Source organism: Lysinibacillus sp. GW823-FHT02G10, from assembly GCF_058797135.1.
Genome location: NZ_JBXAJI010000005.1, coordinates 277,752 through 302,162, shown reverse-complemented (window position 1 = coordinate 302,162; position 24,411 = coordinate 277,752). Strand labels below are relative to the sequence as shown.

General features: G+C 35.1%; 25 protein-coding genes and 1 other RNA gene. 12 read left to right on the top strand and 14 right to left on the bottom strand.

Annotation, left to right across the window (positions count from 1 at the left end; genetic code table 11):
• Positions 1-83 precede the first annotated feature (83 nt).
• Together AC1RFD_RS17000 and AC1RFD_RS16995 are read right to left on the bottom strand one after the other, a co-directional pair.
• Positions 84-1,040, bottom strand: coding sequence for a LytTR family transcriptional regulator DNA-binding domain-containing protein (locus tag AC1RFD_RS17000; protein WP_259949206.1), 957 nt, complete (start codon positions 1,038-1,040; stop codon positions 84-86).
• 11 nt (positions 1,041-1,051) lie between these two features.
• Complete coding sequence (locus AC1RFD_RS16995) at positions 1,052-1,630, bottom strand: dienelactone hydrolase family protein (RefSeq protein ID WP_492475112.1); 579 nt, start codon at positions 1,628-1,630, stop codon at positions 1,052-1,054.
• Positions 1,631-1,927: 297 nt separating this feature from the next.
• Here AC1RFD_RS16995 and AC1RFD_RS16990 point away from each other — a divergent pair, with 297 nt between their 5' ends.
• From AC1RFD_RS16990 to AC1RFD_RS16980, 3 genes are all read left to right on the top strand, one after another.
• A complete protein-coding gene (locus AC1RFD_RS16990) occupies positions 1,928-2,977 on the top strand; it encodes an NAD(P)/FAD-dependent oxidoreductase (protein ID WP_066038409.1) in 1,050 nt (349 codons plus the stop codon).
• A gap of 421 nt (positions 2,978-3,398) precedes the next feature.
• Positions 3,399-4,913 (top strand): DEAD/DEAH box helicase, encoded by a 1,515-nt coding sequence (locus AC1RFD_RS16985; RefSeq protein ID WP_048393198.1) that lies wholly within the window; start codon positions 3,399-3,401, stop codon positions 4,911-4,913.
• A gap of 17 nt (positions 4,914-4,930) precedes the next feature.
• Positions 4,931-5,710, top strand: coding sequence for a YqhG family protein (locus tag AC1RFD_RS16980; protein ID WP_048393200.1), 780 nt, complete (start codon positions 4,931-4,933; stop codon positions 5,708-5,710).
• 40 nt (positions 5,711-5,750) lie between these two features.
• Here the strand turns inward: AC1RFD_RS16980 and AC1RFD_RS16975 are convergent, their stop codons facing one another.
• Both AC1RFD_RS16975 and AC1RFD_RS16970 read right to left on the bottom strand, forming a co-directional pair.
• On the bottom strand, positions 5,751-6,071 hold the full coding sequence (locus AC1RFD_RS16975; protein WP_048393202.1) for an ArsR/SmtB family transcription factor: 321 nt from the start codon (positions 6,069-6,071) through the stop codon (positions 5,751-5,753).
• Entirely contained in the window at positions 6,071-6,493 is a 423-nt protein-coding gene (locus AC1RFD_RS16970) for an SRPBCC family protein (protein WP_048393204.1), read from the bottom strand. The genes AC1RFD_RS16975 and AC1RFD_RS16970 overlap by 1 nt, the downstream gene beginning before the upstream one ends.
• A gap of 192 nt (positions 6,494-6,685) precedes the next feature.
• On the opposite strand from AC1RFD_RS16970, the gene AC1RFD_RS16965 reads away from it, so the two are divergent.
• A complete protein-coding gene (locus AC1RFD_RS16965) occupies positions 6,686-7,324 on the top strand; it encodes a LysE family translocator (RefSeq protein WP_066038411.1) in 639 nt (212 codons plus the stop codon).
• Between the two features lie 276 nt (positions 7,325-7,600).
• On the opposite strand, the gene AC1RFD_RS16960 is transcribed toward AC1RFD_RS16965, so the two are convergent.
• On the bottom strand, positions 7,601-8,284 hold the full coding sequence (locus AC1RFD_RS16960; protein WP_054549044.1) for a hypothetical protein: 684 nt from the start codon (positions 8,282-8,284) through the stop codon (positions 7,601-7,603).
• A gap of 241 nt (positions 8,285-8,525) precedes the next feature.
• Between AC1RFD_RS16960 and AC1RFD_RS16955 the strand changes: the two genes are divergently transcribed.
• From AC1RFD_RS16955 to ytxJ, 5 genes are all read left to right on the top strand, one after another.
• Positions 8,526-9,434 (top strand): LysR family transcriptional regulator, encoded by a 909-nt coding sequence (locus AC1RFD_RS16955; protein WP_066038412.1) that lies wholly within the window; start codon positions 8,526-8,528, stop codon positions 9,432-9,434.
• Positions 9,435-9,517: 83 nt separating this feature from the next.
• Positions 9,518-10,225, top strand: coding sequence for a CoA transferase subunit A (locus AC1RFD_RS16950; protein ID WP_054549046.1), 708 nt, complete (start codon positions 9,518-9,520; stop codon positions 10,223-10,225).
• Positions 10,222-10,863 (top strand): 3-oxoacid CoA-transferase subunit B, encoded by a 642-nt coding sequence (locus tag AC1RFD_RS16945; protein ID WP_281217031.1) that lies wholly within the window; start codon positions 10,222-10,224, stop codon positions 10,861-10,863. The genes AC1RFD_RS16950 and AC1RFD_RS16945 overlap by 4 nt, the downstream gene beginning before the upstream one ends.
• 70 nt (positions 10,864-10,933) lie before the next feature.
• Positions 10,934-11,347, top strand: a complete 414-nt coding sequence (locus AC1RFD_RS16940) for a VOC family protein (RefSeq protein ID WP_054549048.1) — start codon at positions 10,934-10,936, stop codon at positions 11,345-11,347.
• 96 nt (positions 11,348-11,443) lie between these two features.
• Positions 11,444-11,788 carry a bacillithiol system redox-active protein YtxJ gene (ytxJ, locus tag AC1RFD_RS16935; RefSeq protein ID WP_066038413.1) on the top strand — a complete coding sequence of 115 codons (345 nt, stop codon included), beginning with the start codon at positions 11,444-11,446 and terminating at the stop codon, positions 11,786-11,788.
• Positions 11,789-11,810: 22 nt separating this feature from the next.
• Here ytxJ and AC1RFD_RS16930 read toward each other — a convergent pair whose 3' ends face one another.
• Together AC1RFD_RS16930 and ssrS are read right to left on the bottom strand one after the other, a co-directional pair.
• Positions 11,811-12,275: a hypothetical protein gene (locus AC1RFD_RS16930; protein WP_254660075.1), complete on the bottom strand. Its 465-nt coding sequence runs from the start codon at positions 12,273-12,275 to the stop codon at positions 11,811-11,813.
• A 178-nt stretch (positions 12,276-12,453) separates the two neighbouring features.
• Positions 12,454-12,646, bottom strand: a non-coding RNA gene (gene ssrS / locus AC1RFD_RS16925) — 6S RNA.
• Positions 12,647-12,893: 247 nt separating this feature from the next.
• Between ssrS and AC1RFD_RS16920 the strand changes: the two genes are divergently transcribed.
• Positions 12,894-13,232, top strand: a complete 339-nt coding sequence (locus AC1RFD_RS16920) for a zinc ribbon domain-containing protein YjdM (protein WP_048393229.1) — start codon at positions 12,894-12,896, stop codon at positions 13,230-13,232.
• Between the two features lie 52 nt (positions 13,233-13,284).
• Here AC1RFD_RS16920 and AC1RFD_RS16915 read toward each other — a convergent pair whose 3' ends face one another.
• Positions 13,285-13,797: a zf-HC2 domain-containing protein gene (locus AC1RFD_RS16915; protein ID WP_112117180.1), complete on the bottom strand. Its 513-nt coding sequence runs from the start codon at positions 13,795-13,797 to the stop codon at positions 13,285-13,287.
• A 103-nt stretch (positions 13,798-13,900) separates the two neighbouring features.
• On the bottom strand, positions 13,901-14,539 hold the full coding sequence (locus tag AC1RFD_RS16910) for a YfbR-like 5'-deoxynucleotidase (RefSeq protein WP_081010946.1): 639 nt from the start codon (positions 14,537-14,539) through the stop codon (positions 13,901-13,903).
• A 172-nt stretch (positions 14,540-14,711) separates the two neighbouring features.
• Between AC1RFD_RS16910 and AC1RFD_RS16905 the strand changes: the two genes are divergently transcribed.
• Positions 14,712-15,152, top strand: a complete 441-nt coding sequence (locus AC1RFD_RS16905) for a hypothetical protein (protein ID WP_066038415.1) — start codon at positions 14,712-14,714, stop codon at positions 15,150-15,152.
• Between the two features lie 418 nt (positions 15,153-15,570).
• Here AC1RFD_RS16905 and AC1RFD_RS16900 read toward each other — a convergent pair whose 3' ends face one another.
• The 5 genes from AC1RFD_RS16900 to AC1RFD_RS16880 all read right to left on the bottom strand — a co-directional run bounded on the left by AC1RFD_RS16900 (position 15,571) and on the right by AC1RFD_RS16880 (position 22,921).
• Positions 15,571-17,412 carry an FtsX-like permease family protein gene (locus AC1RFD_RS16900; RefSeq protein WP_492475111.1) on the bottom strand — a complete coding sequence of 614 codons (1,842 nt, stop codon included), beginning with the start codon at positions 17,410-17,412 and terminating at the stop codon, positions 15,571-15,573.
• The gene (locus AC1RFD_RS16895; protein ID WP_054549053.1) at positions 17,402-18,163 is read right to left on the bottom strand and encodes an ABC transporter ATP-binding protein; all 762 of its coding nucleotides are present in this window, start codon (positions 18,161-18,163) and stop codon (positions 17,402-17,404) included. The genes AC1RFD_RS16900 and AC1RFD_RS16895 overlap by 11 nt, the downstream gene beginning before the upstream one ends.
• 103 nt (positions 18,164-18,266) lie before the next feature.
• Positions 18,267-19,253 carry a sensor histidine kinase gene (locus tag AC1RFD_RS16890; RefSeq protein ID WP_492475110.1) on the bottom strand — a complete coding sequence of 329 codons (987 nt, stop codon included), beginning with the start codon at positions 19,251-19,253 and terminating at the stop codon, positions 18,267-18,269.
• Entirely contained in the window at positions 19,250-19,939 is a 690-nt protein-coding gene (locus AC1RFD_RS16885; RefSeq protein WP_066038418.1) for a response regulator transcription factor, read from the bottom strand. Before AC1RFD_RS16885 ends, AC1RFD_RS16890 begins: the two co-directional genes overlap by 4 nt.
• Before the next feature lie 120 nt (positions 19,940-20,059).
• Entirely contained in the window at positions 20,060-22,921 is a 2,862-nt protein-coding gene (locus tag AC1RFD_RS16880; RefSeq protein WP_492475109.1) for a hybrid sensor histidine kinase/response regulator, read from the bottom strand.
• Between the two features lie 456 nt (positions 22,922-23,377).
• Here AC1RFD_RS16880 and AC1RFD_RS16875 point away from each other — a divergent pair, with 456 nt between their 5' ends.
• Positions 23,378-24,394: a GGDEF domain-containing protein gene (locus tag AC1RFD_RS16875; protein WP_492475108.1), complete on the top strand. Its 1,017-nt coding sequence runs from the start codon at positions 23,378-23,380 to the stop codon at positions 24,392-24,394.
• Positions 24,395-24,411 lie beyond the last annotated feature (17 nt).

The following is a 24,411-nucleotide window of genomic DNA, read 5'->3' as shown; positions in this document are numbered from 1 at the left end:
AAAATCATGTGAATGGCAGAAAAAGGACCTTTAATGGAATTTTATTAAAGGTGACAGGAGTCGATTATTTCCTGGGAAATCTACTAAATTCCGAGTATTTCCTTTAAAGTGGCCAATTTATTTTTCGACAGTGGAACAACTGTCTTTTCTGTACTGTTGAGTGCTAAGCTATAGCTATTGCGTGTCCAAGTAATAATCTCTCGAACCTTTTGTAGGTTCACAATATAAGAACGATGGCTTCTAAAAAAGCCGAATGGTGTCAATTTTTGCTCTAACTCATTTAGCGATAGAGTACATGGATAACCTTCACCTGCTACATAAATAGATACTTCTCCTTCAACACTTTCAATATAATCAATTTCGGGTGGATTAAATAAAATAATCTTTTCATTTTTCTTTGTTGGGATTTTATCTAGTCGAATTGGTGCATCTTCAAGAGGCTTTGGAGCTTGCTCAAGGCTACCCTCTTTTACGTCTAAAGTATGTAAGTCTGCCCCATCTAATCGATGTATAGTTGTACTTGCAACCATTAAGTCTTCTAGATTATTTGATAATAAAATGATAATTTTATGCTCTTTTGCGAGATTTTTTAATAACTGTTGGATAGTTTGCTTTGAAAATTCATCTATATTTTGAAAGGGTTCTTCTAAAATTTGAATAGATGCCGGATGTAGGTACATATTCAATAGTTTTAATCGCTGTTTTTCACTATTAGAAAGCTTACTAATTCTATTGTTTTTTTGTTCAGTAAGTTTAAAAAGCTTCAATATGTTCTCTGATTCATTAGTTGGACGGTTAAAAAGCTTTAAAATGAACTGGATATACTCGCGCGCTGTGAGTCGCTCATATAACGAGCTTTCACGAAAAGAAGTATACGTATCATCTCGTTTCATAAACCATTGCATTAATGTATGTATTTTGGAAACATCTGTATAGATGCCTATAATCGTGCCAGGTTGTAGAGAAAGATGGAAGCTTGGATAAATAACATTGCCTGCTTCAATATATGGATCAACCTGAATATCAATATTTTGTTCCACGTTTATTCCTCCTATAGCTTGCTAGCTTGTAAAAAGTATTGAATGTCGTTGAGTGCTTGCGAGTGGCTCAACTGACAGTAGTTTGAGTTAAAGGCATCCATAAAGCCATGTAAGCCTTGAAATTGTTTGATTTGAACATTCGGTATGCTTACAAGAGTATCCTTCAATGATTGAATATCAAAGCTATCTTCATGGCTAGGTAAAACAACCAAAGTTGGACAAGATGGAATGTTATCAAGGTATTGGCGGATCCGTGAGCCATATACACAAATAACACGGTGTAGGGGGAGTGTAGTTAATCTCCAGGCTAAAGTTGCACCTACACTATATCCAATTAATATTACCTCGTTGTAGTTTTCACAAGCCTCCAATATTTTTGGTGAAAGCAACTCAAGAGGAGCATCAAAGCCAACTGTCTGTAAGAAAAAGTCATAGGCTTGTTTTTCCTGGTCATATGGAAAGGAAAGCCCTTCTGGATAAAGTGAAATAAGGGAAACGGCAGTGTCCTCATCGCTATATATTTGTATTTGTTCTTCAATAAAATGATTAACTCCATAGATTTCATGTAATATAAAGATTTTTCTTTTCATTGTGCCCTCGATCTTTTTTCCAATAGTGTATCAAAAAGTAAGTAAAACGTATAATCTGCTTTTAGAATGAATAGTGCAAAAGCATAATGATGAAAATTTTTATGGACAAATACATAAATTTAATATCATCATTTTTTATAATTTTATTTGATAATGATTATCATTATCGTATAATGGAGTTAAGGAGGATTTTCCAAAGCAATATTTACATTTAGACATTTACGATTGAGCTGTTATGCAGTACGAGCTAGTCCAATTGTTGAGATAGTAATGACCAAATGAAAGGTGTGTTAGGAATTGTTAGAACAAGAATTGTATGATGTAACCATTATTGGTGGTGGGCCAGCGGGTTTATATTCAAGCTTTTATTGTGGTTTACGTGAAATGAAAACCAAGCTAATTGAATCACAACCACAGCTAGGCGGTAAAATTCATGTTTATCCAGAGAAAATGATTTGGGATGTGGGAGGTGTAACGCCTATATCAGGGGGGCAACTAATTAAACAATTAGTTGAGCAAGCCTTAACCTTTAATCCTTCTATTTATACAAATGAAAAAGTGCTGTCCATTGCTAAAAATGAAGATGGTATATTTGTCATCGCAGCAGAGTCAGGGAATATTCATTATTCCAAAACAGTTATCGTTGCTATTGGTGGTGGCATCCTAAATCCTCAAAAAATTGAAATTGAGGGGGCTGAACGCTTTGAAGTATCTAATTTAAATTACACAATTAAATCCTATGAAAAATTTAAAGATAAGGCAGTTATTATTTCTGGTGGTGGTAACACAGCGGTAGACTGGGCATTAGAATTAACGGAGGTAGCATCCAAGGTCTATTTAACTTATCGAAAAGATACATTGTCTGCACATGAGGCTCAAATTACAGAGCTTGCAAATAGTTCGATCGAATGCCATTTCAATTCGGAAATTACTAAGCTGATTGCAGACGATCAAGCAGGAATGATTAAAGCTATTGCTTTAACAAATCATGAAACTGGGACTGTAACAGAAATTCCTGTTGATGAAGTTGTTATTAGTCATGGGTATGTGCGTGATAAAGAATTGTTAGATAATAGTCCATTAGCCATTGAGCGCAAAAATGATTATTTTATCGCTGGTACGATTAATAGTGAATCATCGATCCCAGGCCTTTATGCTGCGGGTGATATTTTGAGCCATGATGGTAAAATTCATTTAATTGCAGCAGCCTTTCATGATGCACTTCATGCAGTGAATAGTGCGAAGAAGTATATTCAACCTGATGCTTCTGAGGGAGGTATCGTTTCCTCACATAATGATATTTTCAAACAACGTAATCGTAAGCTATTACAGGAAAGTTTAAAATAATCGATTTTAGGAGCACTAATATATTATTGGTGTTCCTTTCTTTTTGTCTTGATGTATATTTTAGAAGAAATACTTCTGATGGACTATCAATATAAAAAAGAAAACATAACGCTGATTATGGAGTATATATAAGAAAATTATACAGAGAATATGATTGTCATGGATATCGCGAAACATTTTAATAAAGAGTCTATCTATTAGAGAAAAAAATGTTCGTCAACTCAAAAAATCTAAAATGTACCTGAGAAACTCTCATTTATCATTAAAGAATTTGCTGAAAAAATCTCCAAAACAATTCCGTAAATATATGAATTAACAAATACCTAATGAAAAAATAACTTTCATTAGGTGTTTTTCATCTAGAAATAACATAGCTTTTCCTTTTTTGGACACCCTAAACTAGAAAAAATGACATGGGGTGATGATCATGAAAATAGAAAGGTCGTCCGAGTGGGAAGAGGGCTTTATCGATCGATTAAATCATCTTGAAAAATGGGATAGCTGGACATTGTACAAGATGAACTATGATATTGTGAAAATGAAACTAATTCCTGATTTTACAGGATTGCAGGCTACAAAGTATTTACCTAATTTACAACCTTTGAAACACCAGTTAGAAGCAGCCGAAACAGTTATTGAACGTATGAATGGGAAAGCTATTTTAGCTGATGAGGTGGGGCTAGGTAAAACAATTGAAGCGGGCTTAATCTTAAAGGAATACCTTATTCGAGGTCTTGTGAAAAGAGCATTAATTTTAGCACCTGCTTCTTTAATTAATCAGTGGATTGAAGAGTTAAATATAAAATTTCATATTCCTGCCGTCGCATATAAAAAAAATTGCCCGATAGAGCGCTATGATGTCCTTATTATGAGTATGGATACGGCAAAAAAGAGTCCACATAGAGAGCGCATTTATGAGCAGGATTATGACATGATAATTATTGATGAGGCACATAAATTAAAAAATAATAAAACACAAATTTACGAGTTTGTACAAGGCTTAAAGAAAAAATTCTGCTTATTATTAACTGCCACACCTATTCAAAATGATATCTTTGAATTGTATTATTTAATCTCCTTATTAAAGCCTGGGCATCTTGGTAATTATGATGCCTTCCAATCGGCTTTCTCTGCTAGCAAGCATGATTTAGAACATGATGATTATTTAAAAGAGTTGGTTAATCAGGTAATGGTAAGAAATCGTAGGGAAGATACGGGGATTGATTGGACAAATCGTCGTGTTCAAATTGTACCGATTACATTTACGGACGAAGAAAGAGAAGTTTATGAAATGCTTGGCAACCTTCAAAACACAGGGTCATTTTCATTAATTACGTTGCAAAAAGAAATGTGTAGTAGCAAGGAAGCTACGGCATTAACATTAACGAATATGCTAGATGATCATGTACAACCACAAGAAATTGAAGCAATTATTACTAAATTAATGACCTTGGAAGTGAATTCAAAGGCGGAAAAGACATTGGAAATTGTTAAACAAGCAAATGACAAGGTTATTATTTTTACAGAATATCGTGCTACGCAAATTTATTTACAATGGTATTTACATTCTAATGGCATATCAAGTGTGCTATTTAATGGTAAGTTTAATAAAAGTAAACGAGATTATATGAAGCACCTATTTAAAGAAAGAGCACAGGTGCTCATCGCTACCGAGGCAGGTGGAGAGGGGATAAATCTTCAATTTTGTCATCATGTAATCAACTATGATCTACCTTGGAATCCAATGAAGCTAGAGCAACGTATTGGTCGTGTCCATCGTTTGGGACAGGAGCATGATGTCCATATTTATAATCTTGCCATTGAACATACAATTGAAGAGAAAATCTTGGAATTGCTTCATACAAAAATTGATGTGTTCGAGAAGGTGGTTGGCGATTTAGATGCCATTTTAACAAACTTTAAAGAATCTGTATAAGGTAGGGAGGTGCAGCTATGTATCCACAGCAAGTTCACCACTATTTAAAGGAATTTTTTATGGAGAATGACTGTGCAATTTTAGGAGAAGAGAATCATTATCTAACCGTTCAATTAACGATAGACATAGATAAAAGAATTATGAATAGGCCATTTTATTGGCAATATGTTGAAGCAACGAATAGCGAACCAAACCCAGCCCAAGTAACCTTTATTACAAATCAAACAGCAATGGCTGGTAATTTATTTGGGGAAGCTATTCATTACGGCTCTCCACGTTTAAATCAGATATTTTTAGCTACAAGGGAACTAGGAGCTTATGTTCAGTTGTTTGAAAAAGTGGATCGTGATATGGGGCAGGTTATTTTAACGCCCTGGTTAGGTGTTAACTTTAAAGTTTCGTATTGCTGTGATCGTACAAAAGAAATGCTTTACTCATTTGGCATTAATTTATTGACGGGCGTCATCAAGGAGGGTTTTCATGAAAGGATTTGTTCTTCGGACTTTAACATAGAACCTGAAGAAAATGTATTTCATGTGCAATATATTATTAAGCCTGCCAGAGCACTGGAAAGATTGAAAGCTACAATTGAGTCAATTATTGAGCAGGATGACCATTCCTGGGCAACGGAAGCACAAAAACGATGGCAACGTGATCAACGTGTGTTGGATTATTTTTATGAGGATATAGAGGATAAACCAGAGTGTTATGAAATTGAAAGAAAAGCATTAGAGGAGCAATATGAAGCAAAAATTAAAATAGAAGTCATTAATGGAGGATTATTTTATCTCTTTTAAATGAGGAGCTGTCTGACAAAAAGACAGCTCTTTTTCTGCTTTAATGATCTTCAACCATGCTTTGAAGCTGAGCCAATTTATTATCCCAAAATAAATGAAAGTATTGGAGCCAATCTTCAATCTCCTTTAAACGCTCCCTATGCAACGTATAGATTTTTTCACGACCTTTTTTTTGAGCAGAGATTAGCTCCGCCTGTTCCAATATTTTTAAATGCTTTACAACAGCCGTTCGACTAATCGTAAAATGCTCGGAAATATTGGAAATAGGTCTGTCACTTGCTGCAAGGAGCTGTAAAACACTTCTTCTTGTGGGATCAGCAATTGCTTGAAAAACATCATACTTTATGGCTGCTTCAGTCATTAGAATTCAGCAGCCTCTTTTAATTTATGATTAATAATCATTGTCCATCCGTTATCCATATTAGTACGTACGGCTTCAGTAGCAGTGTTTGCTTTAGGAATAATATGTGAAGCTTCCTTCCAGCCACCATGTGTTAAAGTAAATTCAGTATGCTCGCCTACTTCTTTTAACTCAAAAGTTACGAACCAGCCATCTTGATCCCAAGCAAATCGTAGAAAGTGCGGTGCATCTACACGTTCTACTTTACAGGGTGATGGGCCGAACGGTGATTGAATAGTGAATTCGTATCCTTCGATAGGTTGAAAATCATTTGGCATAAACCAAGCAGCTATTTTGTCAGCTGTTGCGACAGTCTCCCAAACTTTTTCGATAGGGGCATTTAATGTAATTGTTTTGACAATATCCTGTAATTTTTCAGTCATGTTCTATTACTCCTTTTTCAACGTTATTAAGTCCACTAGCAGAGGAATCTGTATAAAATATAACCATAGGGTGTTATGAATATATAACACCCTATGGTTATATGTCAACGGAAAAATTTTGTATCTTTCTGTTGGACTTGGCGTATGTTACAATTACTTTTATAATTTTCTGACAGAAAGGGTGGGCGTAATATGGTCAATATATCTGTATTCTTAGTTATGTGCATTTTACTTATTATTTTACCTGGCCCTGATACAGCGATTGCAACAAAAAACACACTGACTGTAAGTAGAAAGGGCGGTTTACAAACAATCATAGGTTCTTGTTGCGGTTTATTAATTCATACTTGTGCGGCTGTTATTGGACTTTCGGCGATTATTGTAAAATCCGCCTATATATTTGCTGTTTTAAAATATGTTGGTGCGGTTTATTTATGTTATTTAGGAATCAAGACCTTGTGGACACTTCGAACAATTCGAACACAATCTCCAGTTGTAGACGATGTAGGAAGTATAGAACACAAATATTCTCACCAATCTTGCTTTAAACAAGGGTTTCTCACAAATGTGACAAATCCAAAGGTCGCAGTATTTTTCCTAACATTTCTCCCTCAATTTGTAGATGGAAATAGTGGAACATTTTTCCCTTTTTTAATAATGGGTCTAATTTACACAGCATTAACAATGCTATGGTTTATCTTCTACGTGTACCTTTTAGATCGAATTAGTGCATTTATGAAAAAGCCATCAACTAAGGCAGTAATTGAAGGATTAACAGGTGCAATATTAATTGCATTTGGCATTAAATTAGCATTAGAAAAAGCTCACTAAAAAATACACCACCTTATTAGAGTTATTTTTTACTATAAAGGTGGTGTATTTTTTGTTGGCACTTAATAAGATAAGGTCATTTCTCTTTGAAAAATTTTTATTTAGGTTGGCTTATATTTGTCAGTAGAAGGTTTTTAAGTCTTTCTTGTAAAAATTTTTTCTTTTCTGCACGCTTTTTATAGAGAGAAAAAGATTTTATAACAAATAAAACTACTAGTATGATGACAATCAATGAAATAAATGAAAATAACATCGTAAAATCCTCTATCCAATTAGTTACATAGAAAGTTCGTTAGTAACAAAAATCTTATTCGTAATAACAAACGTTAATAATATATTTAAAGCAATTAATTTTGGTATGCCTTGTTGCTGAATAATAATGTGAGAAAACTTTAAATTAGCTATACGGTTAGCTAATGTATACTCCTCGGCTCCTGTTACTTGTCTACCATCGGGTGTACACCCTAAAACAAAATGCCCAGCATAAGAATTCTTGAGCACATAGGGATGCATGGATTGATAATGAACTTCCATGATCGTATCTGCTTCAATCATATAATGATGAGTTACTAGGAATTTTTTTAATGCGCCTTTTAGGTCAATGGCAATGGCAGTATCAGCTAGAATTGTCCGGAAATAAACAGGCACGATGTTGGCATGTTTAATATAAGGCTTCACTTCAATGCAAATTTCACCAGAATGTTGTACAAATAGCTGAACAATTGCTTGATGAATTCCATCTGTTAAAGTGACCATGGTATTTCCGAAATGAGCACTTTTAAAGAAAATACTGTCATCAGCAATATAGCCAACAGCAATATGACGATTCTCAATATGTAGCGATTTAGCTTTCACTCCTAAAACTTCCTCACAGTTCTTTAATTCATAAACATGTTGCTGAAATGTAAGACCTAAATAATGCCTATTAACTATTCGATTTTCAAGCAATTGCTTCAACATCTGTTACATCTCCAATCTTTGATAAATTATGACAATATTTATAATTGATTGTAGGTCATATAACTCTCAAAAAACTCTCCAAAAGTCGAAAAGATACGTATAATGGCAGGGGTGAAAATATCTAAATTTTATAGTTCAACACATTGCAAAGGATTAAAAAGAAAGGATGGAGAATTTATTGCTAAAGGGTAGTACTTGTAGATGCTTTTATAACAAATACGAATAAATGGAGAAGATAGTGATGGAATTAAGAGATTTAAAAGCCTTTATGGCTGTTGTTGAGCATAGGAGTTTTACAAAGGCTGCACATGATTCCTTTGTATCTCAGCCTTCATTAAGCAAAAGTATCAAAAAATTAGAAGCATCATTACAAGTTGAATTGTTGAACAGATCAACGCGTAATGTAGAACTTACTGATGCAGGTAGTATTGTTTATCATCAAGGACAAAAAATAATGCAGGCTGTCCAAGAACTACATATTTTGCTAGACGATTTATTAAATATTAAGACAGGTGCTATCAAATTAGGAATTCCACCTTTAATTGGAACTTTATTTTTCCCTGAAATCGCTAGGGGATTTCATCAGCTATATCCTGAAGTGCATTTAGCGCTTATCGAACGTGGTGCAAAAATGGTAGAAATGCTAGTTGAAAATGGTGATGTTGATATGGGCATCGTTGTATTACCAGTAGATGAAAGGAAGTTTGCTGTTCAATCCTTTATAGAAGACCAGTTTTATGTCTTTATGAATGAATCTCACCCCTATGCACACCAGGAATCCATAGCTTTACAAGATTTAGAAAATGAAACATTCATTATTTTTGCAGAGGAGTTCACGCTTCACGACTATATAATTAAATCCTGTGAAAGTGTTGGCTTTACACCTACAATCGGCTATAAAAGTTCACAGTGGGACTTGATTGTAGAGTTAGTATCCTCCAATCTAGGGGTTACATTGTTACCCCACTCCATTGCAGCTAAGCAAACAAATACCAATGTGAAAATAATTCCATTAAATGATTTTGAAATGCCGTGGCGTTTAGGGATTATTACGAAGAAAAATGCCTATCAATCTTATGCATTAAAACAGTTACTTGAAATGATAGGTAGGAATGGTGAAAATAGATTTATTCGATATAGGAATAAGTAGTATTCTAATTAATTCCTTTACTTGTAAAATAGCAATGATGTAGAATTTTCCTTAATAAACGAGCAATTTAGGGAGGTTTCGAGATGGGGAATGGCAAGGTATGGAGTTCGTTTGAAGAGGCGATTGTGGATATTAAGGATGGAGATACATTAGCTGTAGGTGGCTTCGGGCTATGTGGTATACCCGAAAAATCAATCGCAGCATTAGTGCAGCAGGGAACTAAGGATTTAACCGTTGTCAGTAACAACTGTGGTGTAGATGACTGGGGATTGGGTCTACTATTAGCAAACAAGCAAATAAAAAAAATGGTTGCTTCTTATGTAGGAGAAAATAAGATTTTTGAACAACAATTTTTAAGTGGTGAGCTAGAAGTAGAGTTGACACCGCAAGGAACTCTTGCAGAACGTTTGCGTGCAGGTGGAGCGGGAATTCCTGGTTTTTACACAGCTACAGGGGTTGGCACACCAATTGCTGAAGGAAAAGAAGTGAAGGTTTTTGATGGCAAAGAATATATATTGGAAGAAGGTATCGTTGCTGACTTTGCGCTGGTCAAAGCATGGAAAGCCGATAAGCTAGGAAATTTAGTTTACAGAAAAACATCACGCAATTTTAATCCATTAGCTGCTATGTCAGGGAAAATTACAATAGCTGAAGTGGAGGAAATTGTAGAAGTAGGCGAGCTAGATCCTGATCATATTCATACACCAGGGGTTTTTGTACAACGTGTATTATTAGGTGAAAATTATGAGAAGCGTATTGAGCGTTTAACGGTGAAGAAGGGGGAAGCATGATGGATACAAGACAAAAAATTGTTAACCGAGCAGTAAAAGAAATAGCCAACGGTATGAATGTCAATTTAGGCATAGGTATTCCAACACTTGTTGCGAATGCGATCCCAACCGATTATGACGTACTCTTACAATCCGAAAACGGTCTTCTCGGTATTGGTCCTTATCCAGTAGAAGATGCAATAGATCCTGATTTAATCAATGCAGGTAAAGAAACAGTTACGGCAGTTCCAGGGGCATCCTTCTTTGACAGTGCAGAATCATTTGCGATGATTCGAGGTGGACATATTGACCTTGCCATCTTAGGAGGTATGGAGGTATCTGAAACAGGAGACCTTGCTAACTGGATGATTCCGGGGAAAATGGTGAAGGGCATGGGTGGGGCAATGGACCTTGTCGTTGGTGCAAAGAGAGTGATTGTCGTCATGGAGCATGTGAATAAAAATGGTGAATCTAAAATAAAAAAACAATGTGAACTGCCACTAACGGGTAAAGGTGTCGTACATCGTTTAATTACAGATTTGGCTGTATTTGATTTTACGAAAGAGGGCATGCAACTGATAGAATTAGTAGATGGTGTTTCTTTAGAGGAAGTAAAAGAGAAAACAGCTGCTTCTTTTAGCGTTGCTCTTATCCAATAACTTCAGACTTAGGACTGTTTCCAGCGTTATGGTCTCATTTTACAATAGTCTAAAAGGGGATTTCATAACAATGGAACAGCAATGGACAAATGAATTAGCAGTCGCACAGGTGCGTGTGGCAAGACCAACCGATCAGCTAAAGGAAGTAGAACGATTTTACTGTGAAGGTGTCGGATTAAAGAAAATTGGTTCGTTTACAGAACATCGTGGCTATAATGGTTTAATGATTGGTCTTCCAGATGCAGGTTATCACTTAGAATTTACTGAGCATAGTGACGGTAGCCCTTGTCCAGCACCAAGTAAGGACAATCTTCTCGTACTTTATATCCCAAACAGAGATACCATTCGTCATATTGCCGAACGTCTTGCGCTCATGGGATATCCCGAAGTTGAGCCTGAAAATCCATATTGGGCTGAGAAAGGGGTAACCATTGAAGACCCTGATGGCTGGCGTCTAGTATTCATGAATACGGAAGGCATTTAAATAGAAAATTTTAAGCACGAGCACGTATGTAGTCTCGTGTTTTTTTGTAACCTAAAATACCCCTTGTAGTATATAATCTGTTTAGGGGGTTACTAAATGCAACGAATAACGACATTAAACAAATGGTGCGAGGTTTTAGAGCAATCGAAGTTCAAACCTTGTCTTGTGTTAAAAATTAGCATGACATGTATAAGTAGTATTTCAGCATTAAAGGAATATAAAGAATTACAAACGGAATTGCCTAAATATCTTGTCATTGTACAAATGGATCGGGTAATTTCAAATGCTATTGCCTGTGATCTTCAAGTGAAGCACGAATCTCCTCAACTAATAATCCTGCAGGGTGGGAAAGGAATTTGGCAAGCAACTCACTACAAAATAAAGCACTCTCTTTTGGAAAACGCTATAGAACAATATGTAAAAAAAGATACTCCACAATAGGTTGTGGGGTATCTTTATGTGATTAATCTTCTAAAGCCTCATCTTCATGATAATTTGTAGCGCTAGACTCGATATCGACCTGTAGATAATTGGCCCAGTCTATTTTGTGAAAATCCTCTTCACTAAAATAAATATTCAAAACCTCGGTCATTGTTTTGTCCCCATCAGGTTCAGTGAGAGGAGCATACCAAGTAATAGCAGGTGTCTTCACATTTTTTAATTTGGACAAATCAGCGAAAATTTTAGTAGAATCCTTTAGCATCTGGCTTTTCGATCCTTCTGTTACATCTGTATCTTGAATGGAAATTGTGACAACACCGTCTTTCGATTCATCAACAGAGAATTCGTTTTTCACAATCGCGCCTACAATATCTTCAACATTCGGATTTTGATCGACTGCCACTTCCTTTGGTTCAGCGCTCTTTCCACAAGCTACTAACAGTAGTGAAGTAAAAACCAATAGATAAATTATTTTCTTCAATGTCATAACCTCCCTTGTTACTCCATCTATGCGCAAAATGGGAGGGAATTATACAAAATACAAGAAGGTTGTCCTTACTTTTTATGAATGGTTAGGAAGTGATTGAATAAGGAGAAGAGGAGAGTAGGTTGAATATAAAAAAGCACCTTAACCTAAATAGCTAAGGTGCTGTATCAATCATGTATAAAAAGCCGCGTATGCCGTAGTTATTATAGAAAGTTTTAAACCACCACTCCTCAAAGTGGGTGTTCGCAGAAGTTTTCCTGCTTATCCTCATGCACCGTAGTGTGAGGCCCGTCATTCCAACTCCAATAATAAAACTCCCTTTTACAGCTTAAAGGTTAAAACTTAATATTATACGAACAATGCAGCCTTTATGGATATAATAAAGCATGATCGATAAACATGCAAGTAAGATGATAATGGCAAATTAGTCAATGGGCAAGTGTTCCAAATAGCGTTATAAACATCTTGCACTACCTTCAAAAAGGTGCTGATGTTTCATATTTTTTTCACAAATGCGAACGGAAAATACGAACAACCTTTGCTAAATAAGGTCGACTATGTAAAGATAGGAGCATAAAGAGGATTTTCCTAGTAAAAATGTAAAAGGAGGAAGCAGAAATGGCAGCTTATCCAAATTGTCCAAAATGTCATTCAGAATATACATATGAGGATGGAGCAAATTATGTATGTCCAGAATGTGCGCATGAATGGAGTATGGACGCAACTGAACAGGAATCAGATGCACTTATTGTAAAAGATGCAAATGGTAATCTGTTAGCTGACGGCGATTCAGTTACTGTTATTAAGGATTTAAAGGTGAAGGGCAGTTCTTCCACTTTAAAAATTGGGACAAAGGTAAAAAGTATTCGTCTAGTGGAAGGCGATCATAATATCGACTGTAAAATTGATGGCTTTGGTGCCATGAAATTAAAATCAGAATTTGTGAAAAAGGCCTAACAAACAAAATGCACCTCAACTTTGGTAAAAAAGTTCAAAGGTGCTTTTTTGTTTATTGAAAAACCCTACGTAATAGAATGGCAAAAGCTGCGCCAATTAAAGCGAAAATGGTATGTAAAAGTGCGATGTAGCTAGCTCCAATCACAAGCGCCCCTATTTCAGTTAAAGAAAAGATTGTAATATAGAGCTCGTTATTAAGATTATTAATGATAGCCCAAACGAATACAGGCAAAGAGCTTATGATAAAAACAATCCAGATATTTTTATAGAAAAGGTAAGAAAGACAGCCGAAAAGAGCATATGAGATGACGAAGCCCTTTTGATTGCCAAGTAAGGACGAGTTAATGGCAAACATAAAGGATAATACAATAAATATGATATGAAAAAAGGATACTGTTCTTTTCATGGGTAAGTATGCGTTCTGAGTTGATGAATTGGCTACAAGCTGCTGACATTGCTGACAAGTTGTTAGATGCTGTTCGACAAATTCTATTGTTGATGCTTGAAGCAGTTGTTTTTTATAAAGAGGTATTAAATCCTCTATAATTGAGCATTCCTGTGACAATACTTTCCCTCCATTCAATCTCTCCTCATTATACGACTTTTTGCGGAAAATAAAAAAAGCCTTCCGTGAATTTTTCAATCGGAAAACTTGTACATGCACCCTATTAGTTTGATGTTAATACTTCATTTGTTAATGCTTGAATATCGATATGTGTTTTTTCCTTTACTGCATCCTTTAAAATTTCTGTGCGGAAATAGTGGACGGTCGCTTCAAGTGGAATTGCCAACAGTTTTGAAAGGGCTGATTGATACATATAGACAAATTCTTTGTCAGTATTACCGCGCTTTAATTCTGCGAAAGCCTCATAAAACTGGTCGAGTTTATCCGCAAATTCAAGCAGCCGACCCTCTAAAGTCTGATCCTTTCCTTCTTTCATCCGTTCAAAGAAAATAGCCTGAAATTCTTGAGGGATTTCATTGATAATGAATTTTTCCATCATCTTTTCTTCCACATGTGCGAGCATTTGCTTTAACTCTGGGCTAGCATGTTTTACTGGTGTCTTAATGTCACCAATAAACACTTCCGCAAAGTCATGATTGATTGTCTTTTCATATAAAGATTTCCAATCAACTGTTGCACCGTGCATTTCTTCTAACGTTGCGAAAAACATCGCATATTGGGACACTTTCCAAGAATGGGCTGCCACGTTGTGCTCTTCAAATTTGAAGCGACCAGGGCAACGAATAATACGCTCTAAATCATTAAGGCTTGTAAAAAATTGGTGAATACCTATAAAAATCACTCCTTTTTGTTCTATAAGTGCATGTTACTATAAACAATACCCTCTTTATACGTTTTTCAAACAATTTAACAATGATTCAGGCTGTGTTTACAAAGGATTCACAATTGCTGATAAAGTAAATTCAGCTTGAATGCTATAATGAAGGGGACTGATGAAAAGGGGAGTACACAGTATGTTTTCCATTTATACACTTCTTCTTTATATACATATTTTAAGTGCTATTCTTTCGATTGGGCCTTTGTTCGTTGTGCTAACCATTGTAAAAAAAATGCGCATAGCTTCCATGGATGACATGCCACCATATATAGAAGCCTTTAAGGGGTCCATTACGCTGGTCAAACATTCAGGGCATGTACTAGTAGCCTCTGGTATTTTGTTAATGTGGCATGCGGGCTATCATTTGAATACCTCGTGGATTGTATTAACCTTCCTCGTGATGTTTGCATCGATCGTATTTCTAGCAAGGGCGTTTAAACCGACGTTGCGTACTTTTAACACACCAGCATTTAATCATCTACAATTTGTTTCACTGTTGCATCGTAAAACCTGGATGTATATAGTATTATTGCTTATTATGCTATGGCTGATGGTAGCAAAGCCCGTTCTTTGGTAAAAAAGATAATGTCATCTGCAGAAAAAGACCTTTTCACAAGGCTGAGGTTGATTTGCGTTCCGCCAGTGTCCTTTCCAGGGGGCGTCCGATGAGCCGCTTCACTCACTTACGTTCGCTCCAAGGTCTCATCTGCGACGCTAAATCCCCTAGGAGTGACGCTGGTTCCTCTCCAATCAACCATTCTACAGAAGTGTTTTTTCCTTAGCAGCAGTAGCGATCAAATAGCCCATTATTTGAATTATGGCTTTTATTTTCAATGAGGAGAAGAGATGAGTGACGACACTCCTCACTAAGATGAGTAGTTAACACCTTCACTTTATTTGAAAAACTTTGTTAAAAGCTTTTCATAAAGATTCTATTAATTGGTTTGTTTTTCAACACTATGAAAAAATCGCACCCCTTAAGGAGTGCGATTTTTTTAGCTTACTAAGCGTTTAAAATAACTTTTTCGAATTAATACATAGCTAATGAGGAAAAGCACAAAGAAACAACAAGAGCTAGCTATGGAAACTTGTAAAAATGCTGTAGAAACCATTGTTTGTATAGCAAAAAGTGTAATTAGCAAGAGTGTAATAGCTATGGTGAATGGTACAAAAATAAGAATCGCCAATTCTTTAGTGATAATGGTAGCTAATTCATTTCTAGAAAGTCCTAACTTACGTATACCAATATACTTTTCCTTCTCTTGTTGTAATGTTGTTTGTAAATAGAAGTACAATATACTCATGGCTGCACTTAAGAAAATTAGACTTAACATGGAGCCGATAAAGAACATGACGCTTTTAACAAACATCTCTGTGTTATATAAATCAATTTTGGATGTTACATAACGTTCTCCAGGTAAAGAGGGTAAGTCACTGGTAATAATTTTTGCCAAATCTGTGTGGGCTGTCCAATCTTCCAGTTCATAGATATACGTTTTATAAATAGGGTAGTCAATGGTTTTGTAAATGTCATCAGGTACAATGAAATAACTTTGTTGGAAGCCGGTAGATAGTAGATTTTGCTCATGGGTGCTGGCTAGTTTGAAAGATTTTATATACAGATCGCTGGCATTATTTGTTGTAGGCGCTACATCTCGACTGCCAGCGACGGCAATAAATTCATCTTTACTTAGTTTGTTGTCCTGATGCTGGATCAGGTTATAATCCGATAACGCCATATGGCCAATGCGTTGATCTTCGTTTGATTTAAATTCAATAAAATACTTGTGAGCTTGAACCGTTGATAAAGTATCTTCAAGATAATCAAGATCAGCCTTTACCATGTTGTCATCAGCTTTTGGATCAGCAATATATTGAAAGCTATATGGATAATTTTCTTCACTAGTCTTTTTTACATTGTAATAAGAGCTAAATAAAATACTTGTACATAGAAAGACACCGCTTAATAGGATAGTAATTAGAAACAGCATATTTGCATGTGATTTCATTTTTGCATTTAAATTGGACGCCAAAAGCATATTTGTTTTTTGAAGATAGGCAGGAGACTTTTCATATATTTTTAAAAACAAACGAAATCCTTGTGTAATAACTAAATAAATCGTACTAAGAATGCTAATAAAAAATAACAGATAATAAAGGACACTTAAAGTGTCTACAATGGAATGATCGATTTTTAGCAAGTAAGCTAAAGTGGCAGACATCAAAATACTTAGTATTAATAACCCATAATGAGGCTTAATAGATTTCTCGATAACTGTATCGCTTTTTAAAAGTTGGATAGACGCTTCTTTATTAATGAACCTCGTAACAACTGTCGATATTACAACAAATAAAATCAGAAATAATCCTATGGTTATGCTGATTGCTTGAAGAGGCATGTACATACCGAATGTTTCTGCCTTTAAAATAACTTTTGCACCCATTAAGAAAAGAGGTGTAATAACAAGACCGAGAACGATAGCCGCCAGAATAGCTAAAATGCCAATTAACAGATTTTCACGGAAGACCAGCTTACGAATCTGCTTCATGGAAGCCCCAGTAATCATAAATATTCCTAAGGTCTTGGTCTTCTTACGTAAAAATGCTGTGATTGAATAGGTAATGTAAATAAAAGAGAATAAATAAACGAGCATACTAGCTAGCATTAAAGAAATTCCAAGTGTAGAGTTTGGATCTAGGCTTTTCAGATTTGGATGAAAGACGATAACAGAAAATAGAAAGAAAATAATAATAGAAAACATACTACTCAAGAAGTAAGAAACATACGTCCATTTGTCACGTAAAATATTTTGAATCACAATATGATTAAAGCTCATGCTGTCCACCACCTAGAAAAGCAAGCGTGTCCATAATTTCCTGATAAAAATGCTTGCGGTTGTTGCCTCGATGTATTTCGTTATATAATTTCCCATCTTTAATAAAAATAATGCGATTGGCAAAGCTTGCTACATAAGGATCATGTGTCACCATGAGAATAGCCGTATCAAGCTCTTGATTAATTGAGGAAAATAAGTTCATGACATCATTGACAGCCTTTGAATCCAAGTTTCCTGTAGGCTCGTCTGCTAACAATAAACTTGGCCCATGTATAACGGCACGAGCGATGGCTACTCGTTGTTTTTGTCCACCTGAAATTTCATAAATACGTTTCGACAATAGTTCCTCGATACCAAGAAATTGAGCGACATCCTTTAAACGTTGAAGCATTTTTGAAGCAGGTATGCTATCTAATGTTAATGGCAATAAAATATTTTCTTTCACTGTTAATGTATGCACAAGATTAAAATCCTGAAATACAAAACCTAGTTCAGAGCGTCTAAATTTGGCGAGCTCCTCATCATTTAATGCGTAAGGATTATGATTGTTTATGAAGATATCGCCAGCGGTAGGACGATCAATAGTGGATACACTATTTAAAAATGTTGTTTTCCCACTACCTGAAGGTCCCATGACAGCTACAAATTCCTGTTGTTGTAGCTGAAAATCGATACCGTTTAACGCTTTATAGGTGATCTCACCGATGTATTCCTTGTGCAAATTGGTTACTTGTAGTATTGTGTTACCCAAATTAAAACAACTCCTTTATGCTCATTAGATAACTTTAGTATAGAAAAGGAGCGGCACATAACCTATTTCTCTTGATGACGTGAAGATGACAACTTTGTCATCTTCATTTTTTAAGACTATTTGAAAAATTAATGGAAAAAGTAGTGACATGCTCAGAAGATTGTAAAGTGAAGGGGTGCTCTAGTGTAGTTAAAATCTTTTTCACTAAATATAAGCCTATACCTGTTGCTTCACCACTCGTTCGCCCCTTCATACCTGTATAAAATAAATCAAAGACTCGTGCTATTTCACTAGTAGGGATCGTCTCACCAAGATTTTTTATGTGCAAAGCCGTGTTGTCATAATGGATATGAATGGTGCTTGCCATTTCACTATATTTAATGGCGTTATTTAATACTTGATAAAGTACAATTTTTAACCACTTTCGATCTGAATAAATGATTTGGTCTTCAGCGAACGTCAGCTTTGGAAAAACTTCTCTTATGATAAAGAAATCCTTCAAATCATTGATGACTTCTTGCACGAGTCCTTTTAAAATAATAGGTTCAATTTTTAAATCAGCTACTAAATGAGATGTGCGCTCATACGTTAATAACTGATTGAGGGTAAATGTCAATTTATTGCACTCTTTATTGATGGTATACCATTGCTGCAATTCATCAGTGGTCTTGTTGGGTGTAGCTTGAACGATTAATTGAATAACTGACAAGGGTGTCTTCATTTGGTGTGCAAAATGTGATAAAACTAGTTGCTTCTCATGTGCTTGTTCTTCCAATCTTTGCTGTTGGGTTAAAAATAAATACTGTATTTGCCTTAGCTTTTCACTATAGTATTGCTCAATAGCTGCACGTGGTTCAAATAAATGAAGTTCATCCTGTGTGTTGATATTTTTTTGTAAATGATGATAAAACTTTCTTCTTCGATAATAACGACCAAGTAGCCACAGAATAAATAGAAAGCTGACAAGAAAAACAAAGTAGGCATAGTGTGAGGATAGGTCATCTAATACATAAATTATCCAAGGTAATAGGAGGAAGCTTATGCTATAGAGAATAATGATACTAAGATGATCTCGAAAGAATAGCTTCATTCACTTTCCTCCACCAATTGATATCCAAGACCACGGATCGTTTTAATCTCAAGTTTAGAGTGTACGGCTTCCAATTTTCTACGTAATCGACCAATATTCACAGACAAAGTATTTTCCTCAACAAAGGTTTCATCATCCCAAATAGCACTTAAAAGCTTTTGACGCGGCACTACATTAGGGTAAGCTTCGAATAATAACTTACTAAGCTGCATTTCTTTTAGCGTTAACAGGCTCTCTTTGGCTTTTGTTTGAAGACGAACTGTATCTGGATTTAATGTAGTATTGGCTATAGTTATGGTTGTTGTCTCGGTTAAAGCATATTCACCATAGGTACGCCGAAGTAGTCCATTTACTTTTGCCATGAGGACATCCAATGAAAAGGGCTTTGTGATAAAATCATCGGCACCATTTTCAATTCCATATACTTGATCAATATCATTTACTCTGGCAGAGACAATGATGATGGGACATGTTGAGAGTTGACGGATTTTCCGAGACCAAAAATAGCCATCGTAAGTCGGGAGATTGATATCCATAATGACCAGGTGTGGTTGTATAGTATTAAATTCTTCAATAATGTGTGGAAATTGTTGTACAGTAAAGCATTCAAACTGATACTTAGCTAAATGCTCGACAATCAGTGAAGCTATATTTGCATCGTCTTCTATTATGTATATTTTGTACATACCTATCGATCCTTCCTTTATTCTATATGTATACTGTACCCTCATTTCGAAAAATCTATATGTAATTGGAAACTTGAGAAAAGAGTCACTACAAAAATGGCGTTGTAATGACTCCTGTTTTTAATCTTTAGGTATATGGAAAGTAACATTTGTACCTTGGTTTATAGTACTTTGAATTTGTAATTGTTGGCCATAAATTCTTTTAAGGCGTAGATTTGTATTTCTTATCCCTATACCAGAGCTTGTCCCTTTGTAATCTTCTTGCAATTCCTCTAATAGAGTGGGGCTAATTCCCACACCATCATCTATTACGCTAATGGATACATAAGTTGTGAAATCTTTAATACGAATACAAACAGTACCGCCTTCTTCTTTCTTTAATATACCGTGTCGAATGGCATTTTCAACTAACGTTTGTAAAGAAATTGGAGGAATTTCAATTTGTATCGTTTCATCAATATCCCATTCAATCTGAATTAATTCTCCAAATCGCTGCTGTTTAATGTAAAGATACGAACGAACTAAATCGAGCTCATGCTGTAGTGGTACTACTCTTTGAAGATTTCTGACATCGAAGCTGGCATGTAAATATTCACCAAAGTGATGCATTAAATCGATCATTCTATCTGTATCAATAGTACTAAGTGAGGCAATGGTATTAAGTGTATTAAATAAGAAGTGTGGTTGGATTTGAGATTGCAGCCAAGCACTTTCTAAATGTAGACGTTGTTGAATACTATATTTTAAATCAATTAAAGCTCGACTTCTTACTTTTAGCTCTAATGCATTAATAGGTTTTGTTACATAATCATTAGCACCATAGGCAAAGCCTGTATAAACATCTTCAGGGTGCTTTCTTATCGTCAATAATAAGATAGGTAATTCCAGCAATGAGTATTGTTTTCGTATTTTTTGAATTACAGCATAGCCTGAAATATACGGAAGCATTGCATCAACAATTACTAAATCCCATGATTCTTGCTGAATCAGAGCTAGAGCTTTCTCACTGGTTGTAACAGTAGTAATTTCGTATTCAGAGATCGAAAATATACTTTTCATCGTTGCTAAATTCATAGGGTCATCATCAATCATTAAGATCCTGAAATGCTTATCTGACACCATGGATAACTCTTGTTCATTTGTGGATAGCTGAGTTTTAGCTTGTGCATTAAAGGTTGCGTATTCCTTATTTTGTCTACTTTCATCTGCAAGAGGTAATGTAAAATAAACATTCGATCCTTTGTTAGGAATAGATTGTATATTTAACGTACCTCCATGTAATTCAATCAGTTTTTTTGAAATAAGTAGGCCAATACCAATGCCTTCATCATATTCTTGGCCCTGTTCATAGGGCGAATACAAAAGACTTTGTACAAAATTGTCCATGCCTTGTCCAGTATCACGAATGTGGATAATAGCCATATGCTGTTCTTCACGAGCAATAATTTCTATAGAGCCTTCACCTGTATACTTTAGGGCATTATGCAAAATGTTAAATAGGATTTGAATAAGGCGATTTTCGTCGGCTAATACATTTGGGAAACTTGGAGGTACTAAAGATACCATATGTATTTGTTTACCATTTGCAATAAAGCGGAGGATATCGAAAACTCCATAAACAGCACCTTGAAGATTTACACTTTGTGTATGGAGATGTAAATCTCCTTCTTTTAAACGAGTAAAATCCAGTATGTTGTTTAACGTAAAGGACATACTTCTACCTATATCGATAAGGTGTTTAAGATTTTTTTCATCTTCAGTAACAAGTTTGTTCTGTGGGTTGTCATAAATGGATTGACCTAGGGTAATCATCCTATTCATTGGACTCCAAAGTTTTTCTGCATTACTTGTAAGGAATTCATCTTTTAAAGCATCCTCGTGTTGTAGTTTAGTCACTAATTTTTGAATTTGCTGAGAGTTCTCATGAAAACGTTTGAACCAATAGCTAGAAAAACCAAGCATGATAAATAAATAATCGAATGGATAAACGGGAATATCGAATACGTAAACAGATTTAATGAAACCCCATATAATACCATTTGTGGTGCCGATAGCTGTTAGTGCAATAAAAGCAGAGCTCCTTTTTTGGTTTTCTAAATACTCTCTAAGAGCCAGTACCACTACGTAAAGAAAGGATACTAGATAAAGTACGAAGAAAATATTCTTCGTAGGTATCAGCCATGTCATTGGTAAAACAATCGTGAGTATTGCACTTAAAACATAACAAGCAAAAATCCATTGAAATGTTTTAGTGTTGTGATATTTGACTAAGAGGACTCTCATAAACTGAACAAAGAAAAAGGAGGCTCCTAGAAAAATAATAGAAGAAAGCTTATAGGACCATACATAATTCAGATGCAACCAATCCAGTAGGGAGCGATCAAACGTAATTAATTCATCTGCTAAAGGCAAAAGAAAACCAAATGTGAAAAGTAAAACGATAGATTTTCGATAGATGAACAAATATACAAGTATGCTAAAAAGAGAGAATATGATTAGCATAACTACAATAGTTGAAAGAGATAGCCCTACAATTAATTGATGATGCGTCATCGCTGACGCAGTGCCAAATAAAATCCTTTTATTAATAATAGGACTTGTAGGTGTATCAAAATTAGATACATGAAGTATGAGATTAATTTCAGATTGTGTATTAGTAAAATAAACAGTATAAGGTGCAGCTTGACCTTCATGGTCTTCTGCATTATCTGCTACTTTGCCTGATTTTCCTACTAGCTTTCCATTTATATATAAGGTTGATGCAGTTGAGATAGCAGGTATACGAATGGCATATCGATCATTATCTAAATTGTTTGGTAGCAGAATTTTTAACTGATAAGTGCCATAGGGTTGAGTCGTTCGCTCATTTTTTAACGCAGGAATATTTTGGGTATTATACGTATTGCTATGACTCTCTTTGTTACCCCCCTTATTTTCAGAATTCACAAATTGTCCAGGATAATAGATCCATCCTCCATCCAAGGAAATAACTTCTTCTTCCGATGTAGTCAAATTGTTTATGTGGACCACACCATCTTTGGCACTAGGTTGATGTGTAGAGGGGAGGAAATAGTTTAACCATAATAACCTTAGAAAAGTAAGGACTATAAAAATGGCAATTATAATAAATAGATGTTGGGTAGAAGCTTTTCTCAACACAGCAATTTTTCCCTCCTAATAATCTCTATCTACCATGCCACGAAATTGGAAAAAAGAAAATATAATGGATAATAAAAGAATGCTTTAAGCCTATATAAATAGAACAATTTGGAGTTAGTAGTACTATTGATTTTTTCCTTTTAAATTGAAGGAGGAAAAAATCATTAGTGTTTAAGTTTTCTTTAAGAGGTTTGACGTATGATGATTGAATAAGTATATCAAAATTTAAACATAGATAAGATTAACGAAAAAACATCTCAATGGGAGAAATGATCTATTGTGGGTAAATTCAAGTTAAAGTTATCGTTTCTTATTATTAGTATGACAACTATTGTTGTCCTCATGACATCTAGTATTAGTATTTGGAGTAGCTATCGTAATTTCAATGAAATTTTGAAGGAACATAAAACAAATATACAAGAAACTTATGTAATGGAAGTCTCGACAATTACGGAAAGCTATTTACAAGATGCTAAGACAGATGACCATTCATTAAAGCTGTATACGCAACAAATGGTTGATACTTTACTTGATGAAAGAATAGTGTCCTTCAATTTGTTTTTTAAAAAAGTCCTAGGCCCAATCATAGTAGTTATAGCGACTATAATGGGATTTGCTATTTGGTTTGCTATTAAAATTACACAGCCTCTCATAGAGCTATCGAAAAGAATTGAAGTAGATGAAGGAGCACAAGGGATTGAGGAAATTGCTGATTGGTATGATGAGGTAAATTTATTGAAAAAGAATATTCAAAATATGATGATCTGTTCGGAAAGTAAAATCAATGACTTAACAGAGCAGTTGAACTTAGATTCATTAACAGGGATTCTTAATCGCAGAAGAATGGATCAAATTTTACACAAATTAATTATTGATAAGGTTCCTCATGCCATTATCTTAATAGATCTAGATGATTTTAAAAGTATAAATGATACATATGGTCATACTGTAGGAGATGAAGTTTTAAAAGCCTTTGCGATTACTATGCAGAGCAGTGTCGGGGAGCAGGGGTTATGCTTTAGATTTGGCGGCGAAGAATTTATGGTCATCTTACCTTCGATGAATATAGAGGATGCAGTCCAATTAGCGGAAAGTCTCCGAATCAAACAAGCTTTACAAGAAACTGTGTGTGGAAGACCTGTGACAATGTCTGCTGGAATTACGGCTTTTACACCAAATGTCCAAAGTCCCAATCAACTGATAGAAATTGCAGATCATGCTTTGTATAAGGCTAAAAAATCTGGAAGAAACTGTTTATGTGTTGTAAGTAATATGAGACAAATGATTGTTAAATAATTAAACTATATAAGCAT

Coding starts and splice junctions, on each gene's coding strand:
- AC1RFD_RS16995 (WP_492475112.1), bottom strand. CDS start 1,630: ATGAAAAGAAAAATCTTTATATTACATGAAATCTATGGAGTTAATCAT.
- AC1RFD_RS16985 (WP_048393198.1), top strand. CDS start 3,399: ATGATCATGAAAATAGAAAGGTCGTCCGAGTGGGAAGAGGGCTTTATC.
- AC1RFD_RS16980 (WP_048393200.1), top strand. CDS start 4,931: ATGTATCCACAGCAAGTTCACCACTATTTAAAGGAATTTTTTATGGAG.
- AC1RFD_RS16975 (WP_048393202.1), bottom strand. CDS start 6,071: ATGACTGAAGCAGCCATAAAGTATGATGTTTTTCAAGCAATTGCTGAT.
- AC1RFD_RS16970 (WP_048393204.1), bottom strand. CDS start 6,493: ATGACTGAAAAATTACAGGATATTGTCAAAACAATTACATTAAATGCC.
- AC1RFD_RS16965 (WP_066038411.1), top strand. CDS start 6,686: ATGGTCAATATATCTGTATTCTTAGTTATGTGCATTTTACTTATTATT.
- AC1RFD_RS16960 (WP_054549044.1), bottom strand. CDS start 8,284: ATGTTGAAGCAATTGCTTGAAAATCGAATAGTTAATAGGCATTATTTA.
- AC1RFD_RS16955 (WP_066038412.1), top strand. CDS start 8,526: ATGGAATTAAGAGATTTAAAAGCCTTTATGGCTGTTGTTGAGCATAGG.
- AC1RFD_RS16950 (WP_054549046.1), top strand. CDS start 9,518: ATGGGGAATGGCAAGGTATGGAGTTCGTTTGAAGAGGCGATTGTGGAT.
- AC1RFD_RS16945 (WP_281217031.1), top strand. CDS start 10,222: ATGATGGATACAAGACAAAAAATTGTTAACCGAGCAGTAAAAGAAATA.
- AC1RFD_RS16940 (WP_054549048.1), top strand. CDS start 10,934: ATGGAACAGCAATGGACAAATGAATTAGCAGTCGCACAGGTGCGTGTG.
- ytxJ (WP_066038413.1), top strand. CDS start 11,444: ATGCAACGAATAACGACATTAAACAAATGGTGCGAGGTTTTAGAGCAA.
- AC1RFD_RS16930 (WP_254660075.1), bottom strand. CDS start 12,275: ATGACATTGAAGAAAATAATTTATCTATTGGTTTTTACTTCACTACTG.
- AC1RFD_RS16920 (WP_048393229.1), top strand. CDS start 12,894: ATGGCAGCTTATCCAAATTGTCCAAAATGTCATTCAGAATATACATAT.
- AC1RFD_RS16905 (WP_066038415.1), top strand. CDS start 14,712: ATGTTTTCCATTTATACACTTCTTCTTTATATACATATTTTAAGTGCT.
- AC1RFD_RS16900 (WP_492475111.1), bottom strand. CDS start 17,412: ATGAGCTTTAATCATATTGTGATTCAAAATATTTTACGTGACAAATGG.
- AC1RFD_RS16890 (WP_492475110.1), bottom strand. CDS start 19,253: ATGAAGCTATTCTTTCGAGATCATCTTAGTATCATTATTCTCTATAGC.
- AC1RFD_RS16885 (WP_066038418.1), bottom strand. CDS start 19,939: ATGTACAAAATATACATAATAGAAGACGATGCAAATATAGCTTCACTG.